The sequence below is a fragment of the Paenibacillus polymyxa genome (assembly GCF_018614975.1).
GTDB classification, from domain to species: domain Bacteria; phylum Bacillota; class Bacilli; order Paenibacillales; family Paenibacillaceae; genus Paenibacillus; species Paenibacillus polymyxa_E.
In genome coordinates, this window is sequence record NZ_JAGGNR010000039.1 from 12,117 (window position 1) to 36,409 (window position 24,293).

Consider the following 24,293-nt stretch of genomic DNA (forward strand, 5'->3'; position numbering starts at 1 on the left):
TAAAAGGGAGGAATGTTTGGTGATCAGTTATATCGGTAAAAGAATGATCGCGATCATTCCTATCGTATTTATCGCTACACTCGTTACCTTTGCGCTTATTCATATTTCGCCGGTTGACCCGGCTGAGGCTTATCTGACAGCCGCTCATATCTATCCAACACCGGAGCTGCTTGCACAAAAGCGGCATGAGTTCGGTCTGGATCAGCCTTTGTTAACCCAATATGCGCATACGATTCAGAAGATTGCCAAGCTCGACTTCGGCACCTCGTATCTCACTAATAAACCCGTATGGGATGAAGTGAAATTAAGGCTTCCCGCTACGGCTGAACTAGCCTTCTGGAGTATATTGTTATCGGCTTTGGTGAGTATTCCTTTGGGAATACTGGCTGCGGTGTATAAGAATAGCTGGATTGACATGGTCAGCCGGGCGATCTCCTATTTTGGAGCATCTATTCCGCAATTCTGGCTCGGTTACCTGCTGATCTTCTTTTTCTCGGTGAAGCTGGACTGGCTCCCTGTGGAGGGGCGTGGATCGTGGGAGAATCTGGTTCTGCCTACGATTACACTCTCCTTGATTCTTATTGCGATCTACACCCGATTGTTGCGTTCCAGTGTACTGGAGCAATTGCAGGAGACATATGTACAGTATGCAAGAACACGCGGAATTCGCGAAAGAGTGATTATGCTGAAACATGTCCTGAAAATCGCCATATCGCCCCTCATTACGGGGATGGGGATGAGTATGGGCAAGCTGCTCACAGGCACCATTATTGTGGAGCAAGTGTTTTCCTGGCCTGGATTTGGACGATACTTTGTCGATGCAATATTTAATCGGGATATCCCCGTGATTCAATGTTATGTCTTCCTGGCGGCATGCCTGTTCATCGTATGCAATCTGCTCGTTGATCTGGTGCAGCTCGTTATGGACCCACGGATTTCAGCGAAAGGACGGGCAGAACATTGATAAACAAATGGCGCACGTTATTTAAAGGACAGAGAGCCATCCAGATCTGCTCGGTGATCATCTTGCTTTTCTTCGTGATCGCGTCATTAGCCCCATGGATTGCTCCTCATGACCCTGTGAAGGTAAACCTGTTACAGAAGCTGGCGAGTCCATCGCTTGAGCATTGGCTGGGAACGGATCATCTGGGACGCGACAATCTCACCAGGCTGATGTATGGAGCGCGGGTGTCGCTCGGATTTGCTACCCTGATCTTTCTGTCTTCTTTGCTCATAGGTGTCATCGTAGGTTCAATCTCCGGTTACCTTGGTGGCTGGGTGGACAGTCTGCTGATGCGCTTGTGTGAAGGCATTATGGCGTTTCCGAATCTGGTGCTAGTGCTGGGTATTGTAGGGATTTTTGGCCCAGGTCTGATGCAGGTGCTTCTAGCCCTCATGATGGTGCAGTGGGTGTATTATGCACGTATCTGCCGGAATATGGTCGTGAGTCTGAAGGAACGGAACTTCATCGCGGCGGCGCGGATTAGCGGCTCCTCTTCGTGGACGATTATTCGGAAACATATCATCCCCAACGTGCAGCGTCCCATCGTTGTAATGGGCACGCTGGAGATGGGGTGGGCGATTATGGATATATCTGCTCTGTCCTTCCTGGGACTCGGTATTCAACCACCGAATGCAGAATGGGGCGCCATGATTCATGAAGGGACGGGTTACATTCGCAGTCATCCGGAGTTGATGATCTATCCAGGTGCCTTGATTTTACTGGTAGTCATTACGTTCAATATCTTGGGTGAGGCGTTATCCGAGCGTTATGGCATTGCAAAAAGATAGTGATTCGGAATCGAAGGTATATAAGGGGTGAACGTAACGATGGATGATGCAGCGAAGGTACTCGAAGTTCGTGGTCTGCAAGTGAATCTAAGAACAGCGGAGGGTTCGGTCCCGTTACTTGCGCCCATTGATTTCGAATTAAAAAAAGGTCGTGTCTTCGGTCTGGTTGGCGAGAGTGGCAGCGGCAAGACCGTTACGTGTAACGCGTTGCTCCATCTGCTTGATCCGCGCAGGATGGAGGTATCGGGCAGCATCCGTCTGAATGGACGGGAGCTTGGCTCGTTGTCAGGTGAGGAGATGCGGCGCATCCGGGGCAAGGACATCGGATTTATTATGCAGAATCCGATGAATGCTTTTACACCCGTATATACGATCGGATCTCAATTCATTGAAACCTTGCGTACACACACGGGAATGTCCAAAGCCGCAGCCCGAGAGCGGGCTATTGCTGCCTTGGCAGATATGAACCTGCCCGAACCAGCTAAACTGATGAAGCGATATCCCTTCCAACTGAGTGGAGGTATGTTACAGCGGGTGATGATTGCCATATCGATGTGCCTGCGACCCGCCTTGGTTATTGCTGATGAACCAACGACGGCACTGGATGTCGTGAATCAGTTCAAGGTGCTTCAGGAATTGGATCGGCTACGTACCGAATACGGCACATCCATCTTGCTCATCTCCCACGATCTGGGCGTGATCTCGCAAATGGCGGATGAAGTTGCGGTTATGCAGAAGGGCCGAATTGTAGAGCAGGCAGATGTGTACCAACTGTTTGATCACCCGCAGCATGAGTATACCCGGATGTTGTTAAATGCCAGACCTAGTGTGTCTTTGGGACGATAGTGATTGATAGAAGAGTGGAATCGTTAGTGAATGTATGTGTAGAGCTGACATGAACTAGGTTTGAAGCGGGTAGGTGTAGGGGTGGAATGAACATGGTGATGTGTAGATTCGGCCTCTTCGGAGATTGCTTCTGCCAAGTACAAGAGAGGAGGATGACCGATGCTTCAGGTACGTGAAGTAAGCCATAGCTATGGCAAACGCAATTGGCTGGATCGTTCAGGAGCGCGTCCTCCTGTGCTGGCAAACATTTCGCTTACGATCGAAAAGGGTGTGTGTCTGGGACTGCTGGGTACGAGTGGGGCAGGTAAAAGTACCTTGGGTAAAATCATTCTTGGTCTGGAGAAGCCTAGCCAGGGTCAGGTTTTATTTCAAGGTCAGGATATCTATCGATCCAGCAAACCCGTGCTTAAGGAATTACGACGTGATCTGCAGGTCGTGTTTCAGGACTGTTATTCGGCTGTGAATCCACTCATGACTGCCGCGCAGATCATTGGGGAGCCGCTGGACAATTACGAGCGAGTGTCGGCAAAAGAACAACTTCGTGTGGTTGGACAACTGCTTGAGCAGGTTGGACTTACACCTGAGGATGGGAGCAAGCTTCCGCACCAGTTCAGCGGTGGGCAATTACAGCGAGTTAACATCGCACGAGCTATCGCGCTCAAGCCAAAGTTAATCGTATTGGACGAATCGATCAGTAGCCTGGATATGGTGCACCAAACGCAAATCCTGTCCTTGCTGGCGGAGCTCAGAGCGTCGTATGGATTGTCGTATCTTTTTATCACGCATGACATTCGGGCCGCCATGACGATCTGTGACCGCATTGCGGTAATGGATCAGGGGAAGCTAGTCTATAGCGGTGATGCGGGGGATTCGGTGATGCAATCGGATCATCCGGCTGTGCGGCAGCTGGTAACAGCTATTTTGCCTGAGCATCCATCGGGTCGTATTTCGTTTGGGTAATGGGTTGCTTGTATGGTTTACCTTCGTTAGACCATAGCGAATGTTAAAAGGGTTGTCCCCTACGTCTTGAACAAGACGTAGGGGACAACCCTTTTTTTGTAACTGGGAATAGGCACATTTCCTGCTTTCTGATATAAATTAAACTAAAATTAAAATTGTGCTACTCGCAAAAAAACAAGACTACCTCTGAATTACGCATATCCCCAGATCTTTGATCGAACTTACAAGGTGAACATCTGGGAAGAAGCATCTACTTCCGATGAGGGCTTTCTTGCAGAAATTTTTTACCCCATCTTCCGCCCAAGTTGCTCAATCTTATCGAGCCAATTCTTTCTCTGTTCATCAGACTTCTTCCTAACTTGATCTACAGTTGTTATCCGAACAGGTTTGATGCCAGTGAGTTCAAATGTGGAGATTTTCATCATCTTGTGTGCGGGCTCACCTTGGAACCATTTGTAGTACCAGCTCGGACCATCCATCGTGGTGATCATGTGGGCGGTGCGGCCTTTGAGCAGTTGATCCGGGAAAAGTTTTCCTTTTTGATACTTGAAGGCGTAACCTGGCATGAAGATTCGGTCAACGAAACCTTTCAGCAGGGCAGGCGGTCCTCCCCACCAGATTGGGAACACCCATACGAGATGCTCGGCCCACTTGATCGCTTCTTGGGCTTGTAGCAAATCCGGTTCGAGTGGAAGTTTATTACGATATCCTCCTTCCAGATTCATGTTGAACGTGAGTTCGTTCAGGTTGATCATGCGAACTTCTGCGCCAGCCTGAACCGCACCTTTACGGTAAGCCTCGGCGATTGCGCCGTTGTAACTGGGTGAGACGGGATTGCCTTGAATAATTAATATTTTTTTCATCGACGATGACACTTCCTGACTATTTTAGTTAATGAACACTAACCTCATGTGCAAAAAGAAAAGGTCACGTATGACCCGGTAATCCATTCGTATATCCTGATGGTATGTTAACGATTCTCTTTTTATAACGTGCAGCTCCGACCCTTTTTAGAAATGGCTGCCCATCTCCATCGTTACTCTTGGGGGACTTGTCCCAACATGGATGTAAGTCGGTGAACGGTTTCACCAGTATAGGGTACCAACAGCTCCGGTAACTCACCTTGCATACTGGAGACCGCCATACGTGTAATTGCACCGATCACCAGAACGGCTGTAAGCCGTGAATCCTGCTGAGGCAGCTCACCTCGCATGATTCCCTGATCGATCAGATCCCTTAACGCATCCAATGGCTGACGGTAGTCTTCACTGCTTCCAGCTTCAATGAATATTTCATGATTCTGTGAAATCAGCAGAAGCCCGTAGGGATCTTCATCATGCAGATGGAGAACCTCGGTAACCAGTTGCTTGAAGCGTTCCAGCACCGGACCTTCCCGGCGAACATACCCGTCAATCAGTGAAGTATAGTCCGCGCAGTATTGGGTGAAGGCTTCCAGGGCAACGGCATCTTTGTTTTTAAAATGTTTGTAGATCGCCGCATCGGTTACTCCGGCGGCGTCACCAATCTCTTTGACGGATATGCCGTCAACGCCTTTGGTTGCGAACAAGCGCATCGCCGCTTGTAAAATATCTTTCTTTTTGCTATCCACATGAGGTTTATTCTTCATGATTGTATAGTAAGTGATTACTAACTAAAATGCAATAAGAAATTTTGTAACTCTACATTGAGACGCTGAATAAGCGCTTACGAACAAAGCTTGCAGGCTTGTGAGCGGCAACGTATGATGAATAGAAATCAACATCGGAGCAGCAGGGAGAACGAAACGGATGGTGGGTAGCGTGAAAGAAGAGATGGATGCATACAGCTGGGTGACGCCCGAAGGAATGCTGAATGATCACTATATAACAAGCCGCGAACAGTTGTATCAAGGAATGAACGGACGATATGTGGAGCGATTCACTGTTCCCACTGGTGGAAGTTTTATTTTCAAACCGCTGACGAATCCTGCGCAGCATGGACGGGAACGATGGATGTATAAGCGTGTGATGTCTGTTCTACCTCCGTTCTATCCGCAGCTCATTGCAGCGTCGGACCCTACCATTGCACCGGCACAGAGCTGGATGATCTACGAGGATCTGGGGAAACTGGTGCATGATTCACAAGAAGCGACGATGCTCCGCGCAGCGGCACATATGGCAGCGTGGCATGCGCTACCTGTTGAAGATTGGAGCGAGCTGCCTCGCGTGGGCCAGAAACCGTCCATTCGCACGATGTTGGATGAGTTGCAAATGCAGAAGCAATCTACCGTTGATCTGTTGTCCAGAATGGATATGCAGCTGTCCGCATTGGATTGGGACAAGATCACCAGGTTGATCCTCACGGCAGAGGAAGAACTTCCAACCGTTCTGTGTCACGGAGATTTGCATCCTGGTAACATGGCAGAGGTGGACGGCAGACTGGTCATCCTGGACTGGGAGCATGCCCATCTGAATACGCCGCTGTGGGATGTAGTTCATCTGGTGGATCTCTCGCATCCGCTGTTTCCCAGAACGGTTACGCCTGCCTTGCGGGAGCGGGTTATAGATGTGTATCTGGACAAGCTGGAGAGCCTGGGCGTGCAGATTGAACGGGTTTCTTTTGCAGAATGGTACGACGCCTATGCTATTGTATTCTCGCTCTGGATGCTGCGTTTAATTGATGGTGACCTGAGGAGTGAGGAATGTGTGTGGCCGAAGGAGCAGCTGCGAAGCCAGTGGCACGAGACGGCAGCGACGCTGGAACAGTGCATGAAGCACATGCGTGAGGAATAGAAATGAGGGGTGAGAAGCTTGCGTAAAGTCGGACTTGTTATGCGTAAAATTCAATTTACAGAAGCTCAGGGGCCACGCGTATTTGCGGATCGGCTGAAGCAGATTGGTCTGGAGCTTGGTGTGGATATTGTGTTCATCTCGCCGGAGCGTCATGTCAGCGGATATGACTGGTTGCCGGGTTATGAGCATGAGAAAGGTGATCTGGTGAACTACGATATCGTGCTGGATCAGATTCATAGCCAAAATATAGAGCATGTCATCTACACCGTGTCCGGGTTTACGTTTCTGAAGATGTTTTTACCGAAAAGCGTATTGTTCCCGCACAGTTTCCCCGATCCCGCGCTGACGGGATATGAGATGATGAAGCCATTCTATACGATGGTGGATAAAGCCATTGTACAGACGGAGTTTTTGAAAACAGAACTGGGTCGCAATTTCGGTGTACATGACGTGAACGTTATTCCGATTGGCTTTAGCGAAGAGCTGGCGAACCGGCACTATGATCCGAGTCAGGTTGTGCATAATCGGGTGCTCTGGATCGGTCGGGATGAGGCGAACCGTCGCCCTGATTTAGTCCTGGAATACGCTCGGCAGAACCCGGACAAGGAAGTATATATGGTGTTTGGCGGTGTACGCTATAAGGAAACCATGAAGAAGTACGACATTCCTGCCAATGTGAAGCTGAAGTTTGCGCTCACACAGGATGAGATATTTACGTTGATGAATTCCGCGAAGGTTTATTGGAACTGTTCGGCCTTTGATACGTTTGCGATGCCGCTGACCGAAGCGATGGCGATGGGCAAAATGGTCGTGAAACCGGAGCATGCTTGCTACGGTCATATTCGATCCACGCATGCCTTTGCAGGCAACGAGGATAACTGGTTTGAACTGGTGAACATGGCTGCGGCTGCGCCGCGCAGTGTGTCAGAAGACAACAGGGAGTATGCGTTTGGTGCTTTTTCGCGTACGAAGATGAAAGAAGGATACCGGAACTTTTTCTCGGATTGGTTGAAGTAACGTAAGGTCTGTAACTAAGGGCTTAATCCATTCAGCAACAGGAGGGGAACCTTATGGAAGTACTGATCTTGTGGACATTGGGAATGTGGGCAGTGCAGCTGCTGATTGAATGGCTTATCTACCGGTTGCAAGGACGCCGAATGACGTGGGTTCAATATATTTTGCCATGTGTGGCCTTGCTCGGCGGTGCCGTCGTAATTATGATCAGCATCGATATTGGCGGGTGGAACGGCATCGGATATGCCCTGCTTGGCGTATCACTGGGTACCTCGGGAATGTTAACACTCATTACGGTGGCGATCAGGGATGTGGTGCTTCGGCGACGGGGCAGGAATTAAGCGGAAGAATGAAACCTCTGTACAGTAAGATTGAATTGGGCGATGGGATGGTTGCAGGAACGCATCCCTCTGTGATATATTGACATTAATTATGACAAGGGAGGTGAAGACAGGTGAATCACGAGATGCTTAACAACCGTATTAGCCAGCTGCCGATTGCTATGGCTGGCATTGTTCATACTTTTCTGACCAACGGGAGAAGTCTGTCCAATTTTGAATATACGGAAGTTAACATTTGCGAGAAGATGCCTGCCTTGACCTCATTCGGACGATAAGCGATATTGCTTGAATTCTGAAGGGCCGCGGAGCTAACCTCCTGCGGCTCTTTTTGTGTTGCGGTCAGGATCTTCCAACCTATAGGAGGAACCTTATTATGATGATGATTAGCGCGCAACAACTGACTCAATACCACGGAGCACATCTGGTGCTGGACGGCATTACGTTTGAAATTATGGAAGGTGACAAGGTCGCCCTGATCGGCCGCAACGGAAGCGGCAAGACCACACTTATGCGCCTGATGGCAAGATTGAATAAGCCGGATGAAGGGCAATTGATGATCAAGAAAGATACACGAATGGGATATGTGGCTCAGGTTCCAGAAGGATTGGATGACCGTACCGTACTGGATGTATTGAGTCTGGGATTCAAGGAGCTTATGATATGTCGCACGCAAATGAAGGAAATGGAGCAGCAGATGTCCGATCCGGCATGTGCAGCAGACCCTAATCAATTGGAGCGCCTGCTGAAACGCTACGCGGCACTGCAAGACCAGTTCGAGCGCGAGGGTGGATATGAAATGGATGCCCGGATCGATCAGGTGGCAGACGGTTTGGATATCGCCAAGGCGAATTATGGTTGGCGCTTCGGTTCCCTGTCTGGTGGGGAGCAGACTCGGGTGGTGCTGGCTTCACAGCTAATCGTAAGACCCGACCTGTTATTGCTGGATGAGCCGACAAACCATCTTGATCTGGAGCGGGTGGAGTGGCTGGAAGGATTTTTACGAGAATATCCCGGCACCATTGTCCTGATCTCGCATGATCGCTATTTTCTGGATCGGGTCGTGAATCGAACACTGGAGCTGGAGGATGGAGAAGCGGAAACATCTGCTGGCGGTTATACGGAATATATGAAAGTGAAGGAACAACGGATGTTGCAGCAATTCGAGGAGTTCAAGGAGCAGCAGAAGGTTATCAAGAAAATGAAGGAAACGATCCGCCAACTGGAGGAATGGGGTCGTGTGGGCGGCAATGAAAAGTTCTTCAGACGGGCCGCTTCCATGCGTAAGGCGCTGGAGCGGATGGAACAGGTGAAGCGTCCTGTACTGGAGCGCCGCAATGCCGAATTCGATGTGCGTCCTACGGATCGAACGGGTAAACGGGTAGCGGTATTGGAACAGGTCGAGAAGAGCTATGGTGAGCGTGAAATCCTGCGCGGAATCTCGGGTCTGCTGGAATATGGAGATAAAATTGCACTCATTGGCCGCAATGGTTCCGGCAAGACGACCCTGTTCAAGTTGTTGCTTGGTGACGAGCAGCCCAATGCGGGCAAGCTGGAGTGGGGGGCGCGTGTGGATGTGGGGTATCTGGCTCAACAGGAGGAACCTACGAATCCGAAGCTGAACGTGCTTGAATACTTCCGTCTGGAAGCAGGCGTTGAAGAGGGAGAGGCTCGCGGAATTCTGGCGCGATATCTGTTCTATGGAGCGGATGTATTCCGCTCGGTGGGACAGTTATCTGGTGGAGAATGGACGCGCCTGCGTTTGGCTCTGCTGGTGCAACGCAAACCCAATGTACTGTTGCTTGATGAGCCGACCAACCATCTGGATATCGCATCCAGAGAAGCGTTGGAAGAGTCGCTGGTTGATTTTGAAGGAACCGTACTTGCCATCTCACATGATCGGTATTTCGTCAATCGCCTCGCTTCCCGTGTCTGGGAACTGGAGGGCGGTCAGATGACTGCTTATCTGGGAGACTATGAGGCATATCGGGAGAAGAAGCTTGAACTGCAAGCTCGTGCGGCGGCAGCGAGTCAGCATACATCAGGGGTAGCCGTTCCATCCCGCGGGAATGCCAAGTCAGAGGTGAAGTCAGGTTTAACGTCCGCGTCGAGTGCGACTGCCGATGGAAGTCGTGATCATGAAGTTTCCACAGGATCAAGCAAGGCGTTGACTCCTTCGGCAGCAACTGCATCGAATCATAGAAGTAGCAATGGCAACAACCAGTCTGCGGAGAAGCTGGAACAGACGTTAGCTCGTCTTGAGGCACAGATTCAGGCACTGGACCAACAGTTGGAATCAGTACAGAACAATTCGGTGGAACTCGAACAAATCTGGAATGATCGCGAGCAATTGTCCGCTGAATATAATGATATATTGGCGCAGTGGGCTGAGTTATAAGTCAGAATGGCATGAGCATAAGATGGAACAAGCGAGGTCGGAGAATCATTTCCGGCCTTTTTGACCGGGGTTACAACACTTGCCAAACGTGGAATCCGCATGTTAGCCAAGCAACCGTTAAACCGCCAATAGCACCATTGAAAGCAAATCGAATAGTAGCTTTTTTTACATGTCATGGTGAATAGTGTAACTTTTTACCTCCACATGCGTTAAATACGTTTGTATGAATTGAAACGGCTCACCTAAGAGCTCGCAAAAAGGGAGGTTAACGGTATCTATTATTCATTGACGTATCGGAGTTGGTCGGATGTAAGGCAGGCGGAGACGGGGGTGCTGGAACAGACTTCAGTCACGCGAGATGAACTGTTCATGCACAAACTGGTGGATGCAACCCTGGTGAAAAACAAACTCTGGGCGCATCTGTCCAATGAATGCCAGGATGGGCGGGAACATGCAGTATATGTAACGGCGTATGAGCAACAGATGCCGGATGAGTACGGTGCAGCTATTGCGGATGCTGCGCTGGCGATGTGCAAAATGTCTTCCATGTACAGCGCAGAGTATATGTTGTGGAATGGAAGTTCATTTCAGGAGTTGGAACTCACAGTATCCTCCACCTATACGATGGAGCTTGCCGAACAACTGCTGGACCATTACATGGTTCGCGGTAACAAGACATATGAGTTCCTGTATTCCGTGCTGGATGCGGATCGCAAGAAAGTGTTGTTTTATATGAAAGAGGTGGATCTGTAATGAGTGACCAAGAGCGGGGGCAAGCATCGAAACCCGGATCAAAAGCAAAGCTGGTTGCTTTCTCCCTGATGCTGGCGGTTCCTGCCGTGTTATCCGGTTGTGGTAGCAACAATGATGAATGTGATCCGGAGTATGATACCGGATGTGAATATGATTCCAGCAGTGGGCACTACTACTACGGCGGGTCGTCGTATCGAAGCAACAAGGACAGTAACAGCTCCTATAGCAAATCCAAGTCCAAATCAAGCGGCTTCGGTAGCTTCTTCCGCAGTTCGGGAGGATAACCGGATGAGGCAAGTGGTTCAACTGCCGTTTAGTCACGAAGAGGTATTTCAGGGCGAAACGGGACAACAGATTCCATACCATCGAATGTACGGGAAGCAATATTGTGTGCCTGCTCTGACAGTCTACTCTCCCTCGGAGGTACTGGAGCTGCGTACCGCAGCCGAGGCGGTAGACGGCATTTACTGTAAAGTGATGCGATTTATCCAGCAATATATGCCGGATTCTTTTTTGGAGCATCAGTTAGGTATCCATCCCGGGCTTATTCCGGCGGCACGTATGGAGCTGGTGACTGGAGGAATTACCCGCCAGGACTGGATTATTGGAGAAGCTGGGCCGAAGTGTATTGAAAATAATACGGACACTCCTACGGGCATACCGGAGGCTGCTGCATTGGAAAATATCCTGGTCGGTCTTGCTGAGGATACTACGTTAACTGCGCCATCTGCCGAGATGGATACACGTATTCGGGAGTGTTTCAGGATATGGCTGGAATTCTATGCAAACCAAGGATTGCAGGGTCCGGTGACGTTTACTTCTTTTGGCGAACATGTCGAAGATCGAACAAATACGGAATATCTGATGAGACGTTGTCAGGAAGCTGGATACGAAACCTGCTATGCCCCGTTGGAGGAACTGGAGATTGTTCCGGAGGAGGCGCTTTACCATAGGGGGCGGGAAATTAATCTGCTGTATCGCCTCTATCCACTGGAGTATCTGATCGATGATCGGGATGAGACGACAGGGGTGGACATTGGTGCTGCGCTGCTTGAACTTGTTCGTGAGGGACGACTTGGCCTGATGAATCCCGTTCAGCATGTCCTGATGCAGAGCAAAGGCTTCATGGCGGCAATCTGGTCGCTCTACGAGCGTAACGAACAGACCCCGGATTATTGCGGGTTTACCCTCTTTGATGAAGCAGAGATGGACGTGATTTCCCGATATCTGCTGCCCACCTATTTTTCGGCTGAGCCTTTTGAGCTGAACGCCATACCATATGTAGCCAAAAGCTATTGGGGGCGCGAAGGCAGAGGAACTCTTTTGCTGGATGGAGGAACGGACAATGCCTTTGGAAAGCAGGATATGGAGCGTCCTCTTAACGAGGCGCTGGAATCCAATCTTGCATCTGGGGCTACGGACGAGGATGAGGAGATTACAGCCTATTACAATAACCAGCCCAAAATCTATCAGCAACTGGTTCCGATGGAACAGGTCGTGATCGAGACGGAAGATGGAGCGTACAGTGGTTATTTGCTTACAGGGGTGTTTGTTATTGGTGGGCGTTTGGCAGGTGTACTTCCCCGGATTGGGGAGAAAGTAACCGGAGATATGGCTTATTATTGCGCAGCAACAGTTCGTGAACAGATGAATGATGAGGAGGAGAAGGTATGGAAAACTTGGGATTGAACTTGCTGAATGTTGCGGTGGGTATAGGCATTCTGCTGGTGGTATTGGTATGTGGATATTTCGCGTTTAGCAAATTAACCCGATATAACGATAGTGAGGAGATCGCCAAAGGCAACGAGGCGGCAGGCATTTATATGGGTAGCAAACTGCTGGGACTGTGTATTATTGTCGGAATGGTATCATTCTCGACGCACTCGTGGTTGGATATGCTGCTGTGGTCGGCGCTGGGCATCATTATTCTGTGTCTGGTCTATATTATATTTGACTTCCTCACACCCAAAATGCGAGTTTGCGAAGAAATTGCACGAGGCAATATGGCGGTAGCACAGCTACTGCGTTCGATTATCATCGGCGTTTCCATCGTCATCGGTACGTTTTTGATGTAAAATAGGACATAGTGTTTTGTAGCGTTTACTATCAAACGGAAGAAGGAGCGCGGCATCATGAGAAGAGTCATCATCGATACAGATACAGCAGGAGACGATACGATTGCGATCCTGACGGCATTGCATCACTTCCAGGTGGAAGGCATCACCATTACGGGCGGTAACGTACAATTTGACCAGGAGGTTGAAAATGCCCTATACACGGTACAGGTTGCTGGACATGGCGGCAAGGTGCCTGTGTATAAAGGTTGCGAGCGGCCACTAATGGTCTGCGGAAAGGCTCAGCACCGCACAGTGGAAGATGTGCATGGCGATGACGGCATGGGCGGCGCGCATTTCCCGAAGGCAGATCAGCGCCCAGAAAGTGGTCATGCGGTTGATTTTATCATTGAGAAGGTGCATGCACATCCAGGTGAAATTGAACTTCTGGCGATTGCGCCGCTGACCAATATTGCAATGGCGATCCAGAAGGACCCAACCATTATTCCGGAAATTGCTCACCTGTACATCATGGGCGGAACCAATAATGCACTGGGCAATATCACACCGGCAGCGGAGTATAACTTCTACGTGGACCCGGAAGCAGCGAAAATTGTACTGCATGCAGGCATTCCGATCACGATGGTTGGCTGGGAGATGTGCACGCAATATTCAGTCATGGACAATGATGATCATGCAGAAATTGCAGCTCTCGGTACATCTGGTGCAGATTTCTTCACCGCTATTAACAAAGTCGTTATGCAGTTCAACAAGTCGGTACATAAACTCAATGGCACCACTCATCCTGATACGTTGCTGATGGCTGTAGCGGCAGATGAATCCATCATGACCAAGTCGGGTCAATATTATGTGGATGTGGAAGCGGCAGGAGAACTGACACGTGGATACAGCGTGGTCGATATCAACGGACGTTTTGGCAAGGAGCCGAATGTGCGCGTCTGTGAGGCCATTGATCGATCGAAATTCAAATCTATGTTGCTGGATGTTCTCTCGGCGATTCAATAAACGAATAATATTCCGAGAGATCGTATGAATTGCAGGAATCGCATTCGAATCAACAGCGACAATAGTCCTACCAAATCCGTACCTCTAACTGGTACGGATCTTTTTTTGCCCATTTTTGGATTAACTACTTCACCTGTCGTAGTAACTGTGCTATACTTCAACTACTACGACAGATGAAGTAATGAGGAGGAGTATCTTTTGTGATCAGCAGTGACGTTATACGTGGCTACAATGATACGCTGATCCTCTACATGCTGCTCGAAGGGGAGTCGTACGGCTACGAGATTTCCAAGAACATCAGGCAGCTAACAGAGGAAAAGTACGTCATGAAGGAGACGACATTATACTCGGCCTTCACTCGATTGGAGAAAAATGGTTATATTAAATCGTTTTACCTGGATGAGAATAGTTTGGGAAAGCGTCGAACCTATTACCGGATTACGCCGCCCGGTCTCGACTATTACAGAGAAAAGTGTGAGGAATGGAAGGTTACGCAGGAGGTTGTTAATCTATTTATCAGGGAGTTGTGACGGAACATGGAGACAATTATGGTGTATCTGGAGAACATGTTTGCTGGTCTGCCGAAGACACCCGAGGTGGAGCATCTGAAGCAGGAGCTCCTTTCGGGGATGGAAGATAAGTACCTGGAGTTGAAGCGGGAAGGCAAGTCGGAGAATGAAGCCATCGGTATTGTGATCTCAGAATTCGGTAATATCGAGGAGCTAACTGCAGAACTAGGTATTCAACCAGTCAGTGCGGAAGAGGTAGTACCTGTGCTGACGGAAGAAGAAGCCTACGCATATACCACTGCCAAAAGAAATGCCGGGTTTTGGATCGGGCTGGGTGTTTTATTGTGCGCGTTGGGTGTGGCGTTTCTGATTTTTATGAATACCTTGTTTGAGAACTATGCCAATCTAGCTGCAGACCGTTAGGAAGAAACAGGCGCTGTACTGGGCCTAATCGGCATGTTTGTACTGATTGCCATTGCGGTTGGCATGTTCATTCATAGTGGCATGAAGCTGGATCGTTTCAGTCATATGGAGAAGGGCTTCCAACTTCCTTATGCGCTTAAGATGAGTCTTCAGCGTAGCCAGGAGGGCTTCGCTCTAACTTATCGTGTAGCCATCATTACGGGTGTCTGCCTGTGCATTCTGTCTCCTGTGTTTATTTTCGCAGCCTCCTCTATCAATGATAACTACGCCTCTTATGGTGTATCTGCCTTTATGGTGATGGCTGGGGTAGGGGTATTCCTGTTTGTATATTATGGAAATATGCAGGGGGCTTACACGAACTTGCTGGAGAAGCACCAGTTGACGGCAGAGAAGAAGCAAGAAGTAAAGGTTGTGAGAGCCGTGGAAGCGATTGTATGGCCGCTGGCGACAGCCATCTTCTTGTTCACAGGCTTTGTATATCAACGGTGGGATATCAATTGGGCCATATTCCCGATTACAGGCATTCTCTCCGGCAGCTTTAGCAATGTGTACCATATTATGAAAAGCAAAAATCCGTCCTGAGCACTGCTTTAGCTAGTAAAGCCCGCTTGATCTATGTTGATCAGGTGGGCTTTTTTTGCTCCATTTAATCTAGTTTTGCTGCAACAAAAATGAGCGGATGCCTGTCGTGACCAGATCATGGTCTTCTTCATCTGGCAGACCCGATACCGTAATGGTGCCGGCCTGTCCCTCATTCTCCAGAATCAGCGGGAAAGCGCCACCAGCCAGTACATAGTCCGATGAAGACAGATTGAAGTCATGCTCAAGTGTCTGGCTTTCACTGCTCAACCGCAGGGCGGTATGCCAAGAACTGGAAGAGAAATGATTCACCACGTTGTTTTTGCGTCGAATCCAGTCTTCATTGTCGGGATGAGTGCCTTCCATCGCATGCAAAAAGAGGCGATGTCCCTTCAGGGTGATGTCGATGGTCACGGCTTGGGAGCGACGCTTCGCTTCTTCGACCAGATGCAGGCCAAGGTTAAGCGCCGTTTCAGAATCAAATGTGCCAAATACCAAGTCTATTTCTTCCTGCTGCATTTCCTTTAATCTTTCGGTCATGGTTAAGTTCAAATTACAGGCAGCCCCTTTACATATATGATTGATGTCTACATTCGACATGGGTTGGTGCAGTACCTTCCGAGTACGGACTGGACGATGTTAGTCCACGTTATATGTGTGGCTGAAGTTGGCTCATTTGGAGACCGTACATCAGCTGTGTTAAAGTGAAGGGAACCTAATATACAAAAATCTTAAAGTTAAAATAAGTTATCGCTAGGTAGGCAGGAGGAGAAGCACGATGCTGTTTTATTTTGTAGCACTGCTGGTGACTTTGGTGGATCAGGGAACCAAAATTGCAGTGAGGATGTATATGGAAGTTGGCGACGTCATGAGACTGGGTGACTCGGGCATGCAGTTACAGCATTACGAGAACAGTGGAATGGCGGGCAGCATGTTTCAGGGAAATGCGCGTCTGTTCGGTATGATTGCTGTTCTGTTCATAGCGGGTATGCTGTATTATCGGAGTAAAGGTGAGATTCGTGGTTTCTGGATGCAAGCTGGCGCGGGTTTTATGGTCGGCGGGGCTTTAGGAAATGCAATCGATCGATTTATCTATGCGCGGGTAACGGATTTCCTCGTGTTTCCGTCAGGACGCGGGATTTTAAATCTCGCTGATGTCGCAATTAACATCGGTGTGGTCATGATCATCATTGGCATGTTGATTCGTGCATATCAGAGTTATCGAGCCAAGCGTTTACGTAATGCTTTGCCGAAGGTTGAGCGTTCATAATTAGGTTGGATAAAAGCGTTACATTGGCTGAATATAAGCTTAATAAATGAGGGACATTGGATATCATCTAGTGTCCTTTTTGTTATGCCCAATTCAGGTTATGGGAGGAAATGTCTTGATTCATTTTTGCCGAAACCGTTTTAGGAATAATAAAGGCTTGTATAGCCAACGTTCATAGTATGAGTTATTGGAAGGATTAATCAAATGGTTATTTCACCAATTTACTGGGTAAATCTTTACGTATAAAGCTGAGGGAGGTACAACATGAGAACAACGCTTACCAAGGCTCTCGGGACAATGTTGCTGTATGGAATGATGGCTGTACTTTTATCTTCCTGTACCAGTGGGGATAGCGCGAATGGCAAAGTGCAGATTGAGTTTTTCCAAAACAAGCCTGAAGCCAAAACAACCTTTGATGAATTGATCAAAAAATTCAACGCGGAGCATGACGATATTCAGGTGACACAGGTGAATCCGCCCGATGCGGAGACGGTATTGAAGACGCGTGTCGTCAAAAATGATATCCCGGATATTATGGCCATGGGGGCAACCGATACCTATTCCATTTTGGCCCAAAGTGATATTTTCACCGACCTGACGGACAGCTCATTACTCCAGACGATTGATCCGAATTACATACAGATGCTGAAGGATGTCACAGGTATGGACGAAGTCACAGGTATTCCTTACGCAACCAATGCAAACGGCATCATGTACAACAAAACGTTGTTTAAGGATATGGGATTGGAAGTACCAAAGACGTGGGATGAACTCATTGCGACCGCCCAAAAGATCAAGGATGCAGGTGAGATTCCATTTTACTTCACATACAAGGATGACTGGCAGACAAGCCTGCCCTTCAATGCACTCGGCTCCAATCTGGTTGGCATAGATTTCTACCAGGAGCGGCGCGATAACAAAGTTACGTTCAAGGAGAAGTACCGCGAGGTAGCCGAGAAGCAGCTGGAGCTCATGAAGTACGGTCACGGCGATAACTTTGGTAAAGCGTATTCGGACGGCAACCGTGCCTTCGCAAATGGTGAAGCCTTTATGTACATCCAGGGAACCTGGGCCATCTCGGAGATTCGCAAAGCGAACCCAAATGTCGACATCGGTTTCTTCCCGTTCCCAACGGGCAACGATGCAAGTGAGATCAAGCTGGTGAACGGGATTGACTCCCTGTTTACCATTGCGGCAGACACGCCTAATCGCGAGCAGGCAGAGACGTTTATTGCGTTCCTGTTAAAGCCTGAAAATATCGGAAGATACATTGACGAACAGACGCTGTTCTCTGCGGTCGAAGATGTGAAGCAGGATGATCCTGCAGTGCAGGAATTGATGCCTTATATCGAGCAGGGCAAGGTTGTAGACTTTGCCGATCACTATATTCCGGCTGCGGTGCAGCTGAATTCCATCGTACAGTCCTTTTTGCAGAACCAAAACATCGACAACTATCTGGATACACTCGACAAAGAATGGGACAAGGTTGCCAATCGGCGCTAAGCCTTGTCTGGAGGAGGATGGAGTATGAACAAGCGCATGGCGCCCTTTTACTGGATGACGGTTCCGGCGGTCGTATTGTTCTTTGTGTTTATGACGCTGCCGGCCATCCAGGGCATCTATTATTCATTTACGAATTACAACGGATTCGGGAAAGAGTATGATTTTGTTGGCTTCAAAAACTATTTTAACTTGTTCCAGGATGACAATGTAGGTCACGCCTACTGGTTTACGTTCAAGTTCGCGATCGTTGTGACGATCCTGACCAATATTCTGAGCCTGCTCATTGCACTCGGGCTGAATGCCAAGATCAAGTTCCGTAACTTTTTCCGCGGCATCTACTTCCTGCCCAATATTCTGAGTGTGCTGATCGTAGGTTACATATTTAACTACCTGTTCTCCAACGTATTCCCGATCTGGGGACAAAATCTGGGGATCAACGCGCTATCCACCAACATTCTCGGCAGCGAGAGTCTGGCCTGGATCGGTATCGTCATTGTTGCAGTGTGGCAATCCGTGGCCCTGAATACGATTCTGTATTTAGCTGGTCTGCAAACGATACCAACCACACTATACGAGGCATCCAACCTCGATGGTGCAGGCAAATGGCGTGAATTCTGGAGCATTACTTTCCCGCTGATTGCACCTTTTTTCACCATTAATATGGTGCTTGCGATGAAAAACTCACTTATGGTCTTCGACCAAATCGTAGCCTTGACCAACGGTGGTCCTGGACGGGCGACGCAGTCCATCTCCCATCTGATCTACACCGGAGGATTTGAAGGCGGCGAATATGCATATCAATCTGCGAACTCGGTTATATACTTCATCGTTATTGCGGTAATTTCAATTCTGCAAATCCGGTTCCTGCAAAGAAGGGAGATGGATCTGTAATGAGAAGCCGTACACGAATCAATTGGCTCGTTATGCTGCTTGTTGTGCTGGGTACGCTGTTTATCCTGTTTCCATTGTATATGACCGTTACGATTGCTTTGAAAAATCCGGAACAGATGGCCCAATCGGTCTTTGCTATTCCGACCACACTTCACTGGGAGAATTTCGCGAGGGCCATCGACATGACAAACTTCTTCCAATCGTTCCGTAACAGTGCAATCGTTACCGCATCCACCGTGCTTTTGACGTTGCTCAGTAACTCGATGGTAGCCTATGCGATTGCACGGAATATGGAGAAACGCAAGTTTTTCAAAGGACTGTATTATTACTTTGTCAGCGCGATGTTCATTCCATTTCCGATCATCATGCTTCCTATTGTTAAACTGACCGCATCCCTGGAGATGACAAATCTGATAGGTCTGATCCTGCTGCATACGGTCTATGGTCTGGCATTCAACGTATTTGTGTACGTTGGATATATCCGGTCCATTCCGGTGGCATTGGAGGAAGCGGCGTTTGTGGATGGGGCAACAACCTGGGGCACGTTCTGGAAAATCATTTTCCCGCTCATGGCACCGATCAGTGCCACGATTGGTATTCTGACCTGCCTGTCCACGTACAATGACTTCCTGCTGCCACTCATTATTATCAGTGATCCGGGACAGTACACGCTGCCGCTGGTGCAGTATGTATTCCAAGGGCAGTTTAATACCGAGTTTAACCTTGCGTTTGCATCATACCTGCTCGCGTTGCTGCCGATGATCATCATCTATCTGTTTGCACAGAAGTGGATCATCAACGGGGTGACTCAAGGGTCCGTGAAATAACTGAAATTAGGTGGGGAAGAAAAAGATAGATGTAAAAGGAATGGACATATGTGAAGAGATATGAACAAAGAGAGGTGGACTTTAAAAAGTCCCCTCTCTTTTTTGATCCTTGTCATTTAACGTATGGGAACTGTCAGAAGGATTGCTTAACCTGTAAAACTATGCTATTTTTTAGTCGTTAGTTTAATCGGTAAACAAAGACTAAAAGAGAAGAAGATTAAGGTTTAATCTTGCAAGCGCTTTAACTATATAAATTAAATACGTAGATAAATCCGGCATCGTTTGTACCCAGTCTTCAAGAGCACGGGCGTAAGGTGGTGGGTTCTTTTACATGCCAAAAAGAGAGGAGAATGGGCAAGTTGCACGGGAAAAAAGGACATTTTAACTCACTTCGCAATCAGATCTTCATTGGTTTTGTTATGGTGATGCTTGTTGTTCTGCTGCTTGCAGGCATATCGGCCTATGATCGGGTAGCTGCTCTGCTGAAAAGCAATGCGGAGAAACATATTCATCAAACTGCCGTCCAAGCCAGTGGCAGATTGGATGCACTCATTGCACAAGTGAATTCGCTGACCGCCCAGGTAGCGGATGATTCATATGTGCAGCGTCTGCTCAGCGATGAGAAGCAAGGCAACCCGGCCACCTTTAATCAGCGTCAAGCTCTCTTGCAGATTGCAGGCAGCTATCAGTCTTTCATCAATGGCGCGCAGAGTATGGAGATATACACTACGGGTTATAACCGCATCTTTCCCATGGATGACAGATCCCTTGATCTCAGAGTGGAGCGCAACTGGATCAGCCTGGCGGATGAAGGAAAAGGCAGACTGGTATGGGCAGGCGCTGACCCTGAAGATCCGGGGGTGCTTCTGGCTATTCGGCGGATTAACCTGCTGGATCATTCTTTCGAACATGGAGGTTACGTGGTGGTGCGGATGCAGCGGAGTTTTTTTCAACTCAATGATTCGAATGGGGCAGATGGTTCGCAGGACTCGATCATGCTCTTGGATGGTGCAGGCGAAGTGGTGACTTCCGATCTGGAGATTAATCTCGATCCCAAAGCCATATTGGACAGCGGATCAGTTGTGCAGAATGGGGAGGAATCCTATATCGTCGTCCGGCAAAAATCAGAGTTAACGGGATGGACACTTGCTGTCCTGACTCCGCTGCGGGAGACAACGGAAGGGGTATCCATCCTGAGAACGGCGCTGCTCGTCTCGGGAATCATTGGTGTTGTTCTGTTCCTGATCATGTCGTTCTTTCTGTCCACAATGATTACACGTCCACTCGTACGCCTGATGCGGGCCATGCGCAGTGCACAGCCAGGAGCAATGAGACCTAATCTAATGGTTAGCTCTACGATGGAGATCAATGAACTCAACGACGTATATAACCAGATGGTTTACAGGCAGAACGAATTGACCCGTGTGGTTCATGAGAAGGAAGTCATGCAGTCCCGGGCTGAGCTGAAGGCGTTGCAGTCTCAGATTAATCCCCATTTTCTATTCAACACACTGGAGGCGTTCTATTGGTCCCTTGAGGAAAAGGGAGACGAGGAGATGGCACGTATGGTTGTGGCGATGTCCCGATTATTTCGCTACATTATCTCCAGTTCGCAGCAGGATGAATGGGTTACGATTGCCGACGAGCTTGAACACGCCGAGCGTTATCTTCGAATTATGCAGATGCGGTTGGGAGAAAGAATGCAATGGGAGATTCAACTGAGCGACGTGGTTCGTAAGGTCCCAATCCCAAAACTGCTTATACAGCCCTTGGTGGAAAATGCGATCCTCCACGGCATTGAGAGTAAACTGGGACCGGGAAAGATAAGCATCCATGTGGATGCTTCGACGGAGGATAATCTGGTTCGCATTGTGGTTCGTGATGATGGTCCCGGTATGGATGAATCACGGCTTCAATCTGTCATTCATGCTTTACATGGCGGGCCGGCTGTGTCCAAGAAGGGGACAGGTGTAGGGTTAATCAACGTACATCAGCGGCTAAAGCTTTACTTTGGCGGCCAACTTGGTGAACGTTGCAGGCTTTCCATTACAAGTAAGGTTGGGGAAGGGACCGTCATTTGCTTTGAGATTCCCAAGGGAACGGAGGGTGCATATGATTCATGACAAAACGATTCTTATCGTTGATGATGAGCCGCGTACAAGAGAGGGTATTCGCAAGACACTGGAAGGATGGTCGGCAGGACGAAATCACATCCTGACTGCGGAGAGTGGGACCCAGGCCGTGGAGTGTCTCAGGAAACAGCCAGCAGATCTGTTAATCACGGACGTTCGCATGCCGGAATTCTCCGGCTTGTCCCTAATTGAGGCCATTCAGCATTTTGCAAACAAGCCTGTCGTCCTTATTATGTCGGGACATGCCGATTTTCAATACGCTCAGCAGGCCATTAAGCTGGGGGTCGTGGAGTATATGTTGAAACCCATTGATAAGGAACAGTTGCTGCAGACTGTCGAAAAAGCCCTAAAGTTTAGCGAACAACAGCGACGTATTCAAACGATGCAAGAAATGGTTGACCCCAAGCTGCTGGATGTTAAGGAGCGAGGGGAACAAAGGCTCAATAGCCAGATCAGTGAAGCTTTGACCTATGTGGATACTCATCTGGGTGAACATGTGACCATGCGTGAAATTGCTGACTTACTCCATCTCAACTCCAGTTACTTCAGCGTATTGTTCAAGGAACAGATCGGCATCAATTTTAGTGAATACCTTACCCGCAAACGCATTCAGCGCGCGAAGGAGTTGCTTGTGCAGACAACGATGCCAATCTCGGAGATTGCCGAACAGGTGGGGTATCAGACGGATAAGTATTTTATCACGGTATTTAAAAGTCTTGAGGGGCTTAGTCCAAGCAAATATCGGCATTCCCTATCTGAACGAGATAACAAATAACCTCAAAAAAGTGGAGTTTTTCCAAATTATTCTGGTCTTATAGGGGCGATAGGCCCGTGCTACAATTTGGTTAAAGCGGTTACATTAACCGAAAAAACCAAGGGGGTTGGAATAATGAGCAAAAAGACGATGGCTATTCTTCTGTCATGGACGCTGGTTCTCGCCGTAATTTTATCCGGATGTAACAGTTCTAGTTCGGATGAAGAGGGTGAAACAGGCACAGATGGCAAAGTAAGCCTCAAATTCATGCACCTCTGGCCAGCAGGCAGTTCCGCACAGCAAAACAAACTGGTCAACGATATCATCAAGCAGTATCAGACAGATCATCCAAATGTAACCATTAAGCAGGAAGTGCTGGAGAATGAACAATACAAGAACAAATTGAAAATCCTGTCTGCATCCAATGAACTTCCCGATGTTGGTGTAACTTGGGCTGCCGGATTTCTGGAGCCTTATGTGAAGGGGAATCTGTTCGCACCGGTCGATGATCTGCTGAGCGACTCGCTGGGCGAGAAATTCATAGCTGGAACAACAGAAGCTTATGCGATCGACGGCAAAACATATGCGTTACCCATCGAGCTCAATATCTCCCCCATTTATTATAACAAAGCCATTTTTGCGAAATATAATTTGCAGCCGCCAGCAACGTACGATGAATTCCTGAGTGTGCTGAAGACACTGACCGAGAACGGTGAGGTTCCGATCGCACTGGGCAATAAAGACCGCTGGACCGGCTCACTCTGGTATATGTATCTGGCGAATCGGTTAGGTGGAGATGCACTGGAAAAGGCCATCAATGGCTCCGGCAAGTTTGACGATCCTGCGCTGACTCAAGCTGCTGCTGAGGTACAGAAACTGGTGGATATGAATGCCTTCAACAAAGGTTTCAACGGGTTGTCCAACGATGAGGGCAAATCCGAATTCATGAACGAAAAGGCTGCTATGTACCTGATGGGTACCTGGGAACTGCCAAACTTCACGACCAACCCGGACATCCCGCAGGAATTCAAGGACAAGATCGGATTTTTCAAATTCCCAACAATGGAAGATGGCAAAAGCGATATTAACAGCTGGGTAGGTGGTCCAGGCGTCGGACTGTTCGTGGCCCAGAATTCCAAAGTGAAGGAAGAAGCGCAGAAGTTCGTGCAATACTTTGTGGAAAAATGGGGTGAGAGTTCGGTGACTGAAGCAGGCGTCATCCCGGCAACCAAAGTGGATACAGCTGCAGTACAGCTGCCACAGCTCTACATCGACCTGCTCAACGAATTGAATCAGGCCAGCAGTCTCACACTCTTTGCAGACGTGCAGATGAAACCGGCAGCCGCTCAGGCACATCTGGATATGATTCAGGCGTTGTTTGGCAAAGCGGTAACACCGGAGGACTTTGTGAAGAATCATCAGGCTGCGATTGATAAAGGTAATTGACGTACACA

Annotated in this window: 27 protein-coding genes; 24 read left to right on the forward strand and 3 right to left on the reverse strand. The window is 48.6% G+C overall.

Features of this window, described 5'->3' with window-relative positions:
* The first annotated feature begins 19 nt into the window (after nucleotides 1–19).
* From nikB to nikE, 4 genes are all read left to right on the forward strand, one after another.
* Entirely contained in the window at nucleotides 20–964 is a 945-nt protein-coding gene (nikB, locus tag J7E78_RS24140; RefSeq protein WP_215078701.1) for a nickel ABC transporter permease subunit NikB, read from the forward strand.
* Complete coding sequence (gene nikC / locus J7E78_RS24145; RefSeq protein ID WP_215078702.1) at nucleotides 961–1,791, forward strand: nickel ABC transporter permease subunit NikC; 831 nt, start codon at nucleotides 961–963, stop codon at nucleotides 1,789–1,791. The genes nikB and nikC overlap by 4 nt, the downstream gene beginning before the upstream one ends.
* Before the next feature lie 39 nt (nucleotides 1,792–1,830).
* The gene (gene nikD / locus J7E78_RS24150; protein ID WP_215078703.1) at nucleotides 1,831–2,637 is read left to right on the forward strand and encodes a nickel import ATP-binding protein NikD; all 807 of its coding nucleotides are present in this window, start codon (nucleotides 1,831–1,833) and stop codon (nucleotides 2,635–2,637) included.
* Nucleotides 2,638–2,796: 159 nt separating this feature from the next.
* Complete coding sequence (nikE, locus tag J7E78_RS24155) at nucleotides 2,797–3,597, forward strand: nickel import ATP-binding protein NikE (RefSeq protein ID WP_215078704.1); 801 nt, start codon at nucleotides 2,797–2,799, stop codon at nucleotides 3,595–3,597.
* 284 nt (nucleotides 3,598–3,881) lie between these two features.
* Here the strand turns inward: nikE and J7E78_RS24160 are convergent, their stop codons facing one another.
* Together J7E78_RS24160 and J7E78_RS24165 are read right to left on the reverse strand one after the other, a co-directional pair.
* The gene (locus tag J7E78_RS24160; RefSeq protein WP_215078705.1) at nucleotides 3,882–4,460 is read right to left on the reverse strand and encodes an NAD(P)H-dependent oxidoreductase; all 579 of its coding nucleotides are present in this window, start codon (nucleotides 4,458–4,460) and stop codon (nucleotides 3,882–3,884) included.
* A gap of 173 nt (nucleotides 4,461–4,633) precedes the next feature.
* Nucleotides 4,634–5,224, reverse strand: coding sequence for a TetR/AcrR family transcriptional regulator (locus J7E78_RS24165; RefSeq protein ID WP_215078707.1), 591 nt, complete (start codon nucleotides 5,222–5,224; stop codon nucleotides 4,634–4,636).
* 160 nt (nucleotides 5,225–5,384) lie between these two features.
* Between J7E78_RS24165 and J7E78_RS24170 the strand changes: the two genes are divergently transcribed.
* The 13 genes from J7E78_RS24170 to J7E78_RS24230 all read left to right on the forward strand — a co-directional run bounded on the left by J7E78_RS24170 (nucleotide 5,385) and on the right by J7E78_RS24230 (nucleotide 15,465).
* Nucleotides 5,385–6,368 carry a phosphotransferase family protein gene (locus J7E78_RS24170; RefSeq protein ID WP_215078709.1) on the forward strand — a complete coding sequence of 328 codons (984 nt, stop codon included), beginning with the start codon at nucleotides 5,385–5,387 and terminating at the stop codon, nucleotides 6,366–6,368.
* A gap of 18 nt (nucleotides 6,369–6,386) precedes the next feature.
* Nucleotides 6,387–7,385, forward strand: coding sequence for a glycosyltransferase (locus J7E78_RS24175; protein ID WP_215078711.1), 999 nt, complete (start codon nucleotides 6,387–6,389; stop codon nucleotides 7,383–7,385).
* Nucleotides 7,386–7,438: 53 nt separating this feature from the next.
* Complete coding sequence (locus tag J7E78_RS24180; RefSeq protein WP_215078713.1) at nucleotides 7,439–7,723, forward strand: hypothetical protein; 285 nt, start codon at nucleotides 7,439–7,441, stop codon at nucleotides 7,721–7,723.
* A 113-nt stretch (nucleotides 7,724–7,836) separates the two neighbouring features.
* The gene (locus J7E78_RS24185; RefSeq protein WP_017691697.1) at nucleotides 7,837–7,998 is read left to right on the forward strand and encodes a hypothetical protein; all 162 of its coding nucleotides are present in this window, start codon (nucleotides 7,837–7,839) and stop codon (nucleotides 7,996–7,998) included.
* Between the two features lie 98 nt (nucleotides 7,999–8,096).
* Nucleotides 8,097–10,118, forward strand: a complete 2,022-nt coding sequence (locus tag J7E78_RS24190) for an ABC-F family ATP-binding cassette domain-containing protein (RefSeq protein ID WP_215078715.1) — start codon at nucleotides 8,097–8,099, stop codon at nucleotides 10,116–10,118.
* Nucleotides 10,119–10,448: 330 nt separating this feature from the next.
* Complete coding sequence (locus tag J7E78_RS24195) at nucleotides 10,449–10,871, forward strand: hypothetical protein (RefSeq protein WP_311517954.1); 423 nt, start codon at nucleotides 10,449–10,451, stop codon at nucleotides 10,869–10,871.
* Nucleotides 10,871–11,155 (forward strand): hypothetical protein, encoded by a 285-nt coding sequence (locus tag J7E78_RS24200; protein ID WP_036671603.1) that lies wholly within the window; start codon nucleotides 10,871–10,873, stop codon nucleotides 11,153–11,155. The genes J7E78_RS24195 and J7E78_RS24200 overlap by 1 nt, the downstream gene beginning before the upstream one ends.
* Nucleotides 11,156–11,159: 4 nt before the next feature.
* Nucleotides 11,160–12,560 carry a glutathionylspermidine synthase family protein gene (locus tag J7E78_RS24205; RefSeq protein WP_215078719.1) on the forward strand — a complete coding sequence of 467 codons (1,401 nt, stop codon included), beginning with the start codon at nucleotides 11,160–11,162 and terminating at the stop codon, nucleotides 12,558–12,560.
* The gene (locus J7E78_RS24210; RefSeq protein ID WP_215078721.1) at nucleotides 12,542–12,946 is read left to right on the forward strand and encodes a DUF350 domain-containing protein; all 405 of its coding nucleotides are present in this window, start codon (nucleotides 12,542–12,544) and stop codon (nucleotides 12,944–12,946) included. The genes J7E78_RS24205 and J7E78_RS24210 overlap by 19 nt, the downstream gene beginning before the upstream one ends.
* A gap of 57 nt (nucleotides 12,947–13,003) precedes the next feature.
* Complete coding sequence (locus J7E78_RS24215) at nucleotides 13,004–13,951, forward strand: nucleoside hydrolase (RefSeq protein WP_215078723.1); 948 nt, start codon at nucleotides 13,004–13,006, stop codon at nucleotides 13,949–13,951.
* Nucleotides 13,952–14,151: 200 nt separating this feature from the next.
* Entirely contained in the window at nucleotides 14,152–14,481 is a 330-nt protein-coding gene (locus J7E78_RS24220) for a PadR family transcriptional regulator (RefSeq protein WP_215078724.1), read from the forward strand.
* 6 nt (nucleotides 14,482–14,487) lie between these two features.
* Nucleotides 14,488–14,883: a permease prefix domain 1-containing protein gene (locus tag J7E78_RS24225; RefSeq protein WP_215078726.1), complete on the forward strand. Its 396-nt coding sequence runs from the start codon at nucleotides 14,488–14,490 to the stop codon at nucleotides 14,881–14,883.
* Between the two features lie 33 nt (nucleotides 14,884–14,916).
* Nucleotides 14,917–15,465, forward strand: coding sequence for a hypothetical protein (locus J7E78_RS24230; RefSeq protein WP_215078729.1), 549 nt, complete (start codon nucleotides 14,917–14,919; stop codon nucleotides 15,463–15,465).
* A 69-nt stretch (nucleotides 15,466–15,534) separates the two neighbouring features.
* On the opposite strand, the gene J7E78_RS24235 is transcribed toward J7E78_RS24230, so the two are convergent.
* On the reverse strand, nucleotides 15,535–16,014 hold the full coding sequence (locus J7E78_RS24235) for a heme-degrading domain-containing protein (protein WP_251035231.1): 480 nt from the start codon (nucleotides 16,012–16,014) through the stop codon (nucleotides 15,535–15,537).
* A 226-nt stretch (nucleotides 16,015–16,240) separates the two neighbouring features.
* Between J7E78_RS24235 and lspA the strand changes: the two genes are divergently transcribed.
* The 7 genes from lspA (at nucleotide 16,241) to J7E78_RS24270 (ending at nucleotide 24,285) form a co-directional block, all read left to right on the forward strand.
* Nucleotides 16,241–16,732 carry a signal peptidase II gene (gene lspA / locus J7E78_RS24240; protein ID WP_215078731.1) on the forward strand — a complete coding sequence of 164 codons (492 nt, stop codon included), beginning with the start codon at nucleotides 16,241–16,243 and terminating at the stop codon, nucleotides 16,730–16,732.
* Between the two features lie 312 nt (nucleotides 16,733–17,044).
* Nucleotides 17,045–18,235 carry an ABC transporter substrate-binding protein gene (locus tag J7E78_RS24245; protein ID WP_397330614.1) on the forward strand — a complete coding sequence of 397 codons (1,191 nt, stop codon included), beginning with the start codon at nucleotides 17,045–17,047 and terminating at the stop codon, nucleotides 18,233–18,235.
* 24 nt (nucleotides 18,236–18,259) lie between these two features.
* The gene (locus J7E78_RS24250; protein ID WP_215078732.1) at nucleotides 18,260–19,126 is read left to right on the forward strand and encodes a carbohydrate ABC transporter permease; all 867 of its coding nucleotides are present in this window, start codon (nucleotides 18,260–18,262) and stop codon (nucleotides 19,124–19,126) included.
* Entirely contained in the window at nucleotides 19,126–19,953 is an 828-nt protein-coding gene (locus tag J7E78_RS24255; RefSeq protein WP_215078733.1) for a carbohydrate ABC transporter permease, read from the forward strand. The genes J7E78_RS24250 and J7E78_RS24255 overlap by 1 nt, the downstream gene beginning before the upstream one ends.
* Before the next feature lie 350 nt (nucleotides 19,954–20,303).
* Nucleotides 20,304–22,076: a cache domain-containing sensor histidine kinase gene (locus J7E78_RS24260; RefSeq protein WP_251035232.1), complete on the forward strand. Its 1,773-nt coding sequence runs from the start codon at nucleotides 20,304–20,306 to the stop codon at nucleotides 22,074–22,076.
* Nucleotides 22,066–22,860, forward strand: coding sequence for a response regulator transcription factor (locus J7E78_RS24265; protein ID WP_215078735.1), 795 nt, complete (start codon nucleotides 22,066–22,068; stop codon nucleotides 22,858–22,860). Before J7E78_RS24260 ends, J7E78_RS24265 begins: the two co-directional genes overlap by 11 nt.
* Nucleotides 22,861–22,974: 114 nt before the next feature.
* Nucleotides 22,975–24,285 (forward strand): extracellular solute-binding protein, encoded by a 1,311-nt coding sequence (locus J7E78_RS24270; RefSeq protein WP_215078736.1) that lies wholly within the window; start codon nucleotides 22,975–22,977, stop codon nucleotides 24,283–24,285.
* The last annotated feature ends 8 nt before the right edge of the window (nucleotides 24,286–24,293 follow it).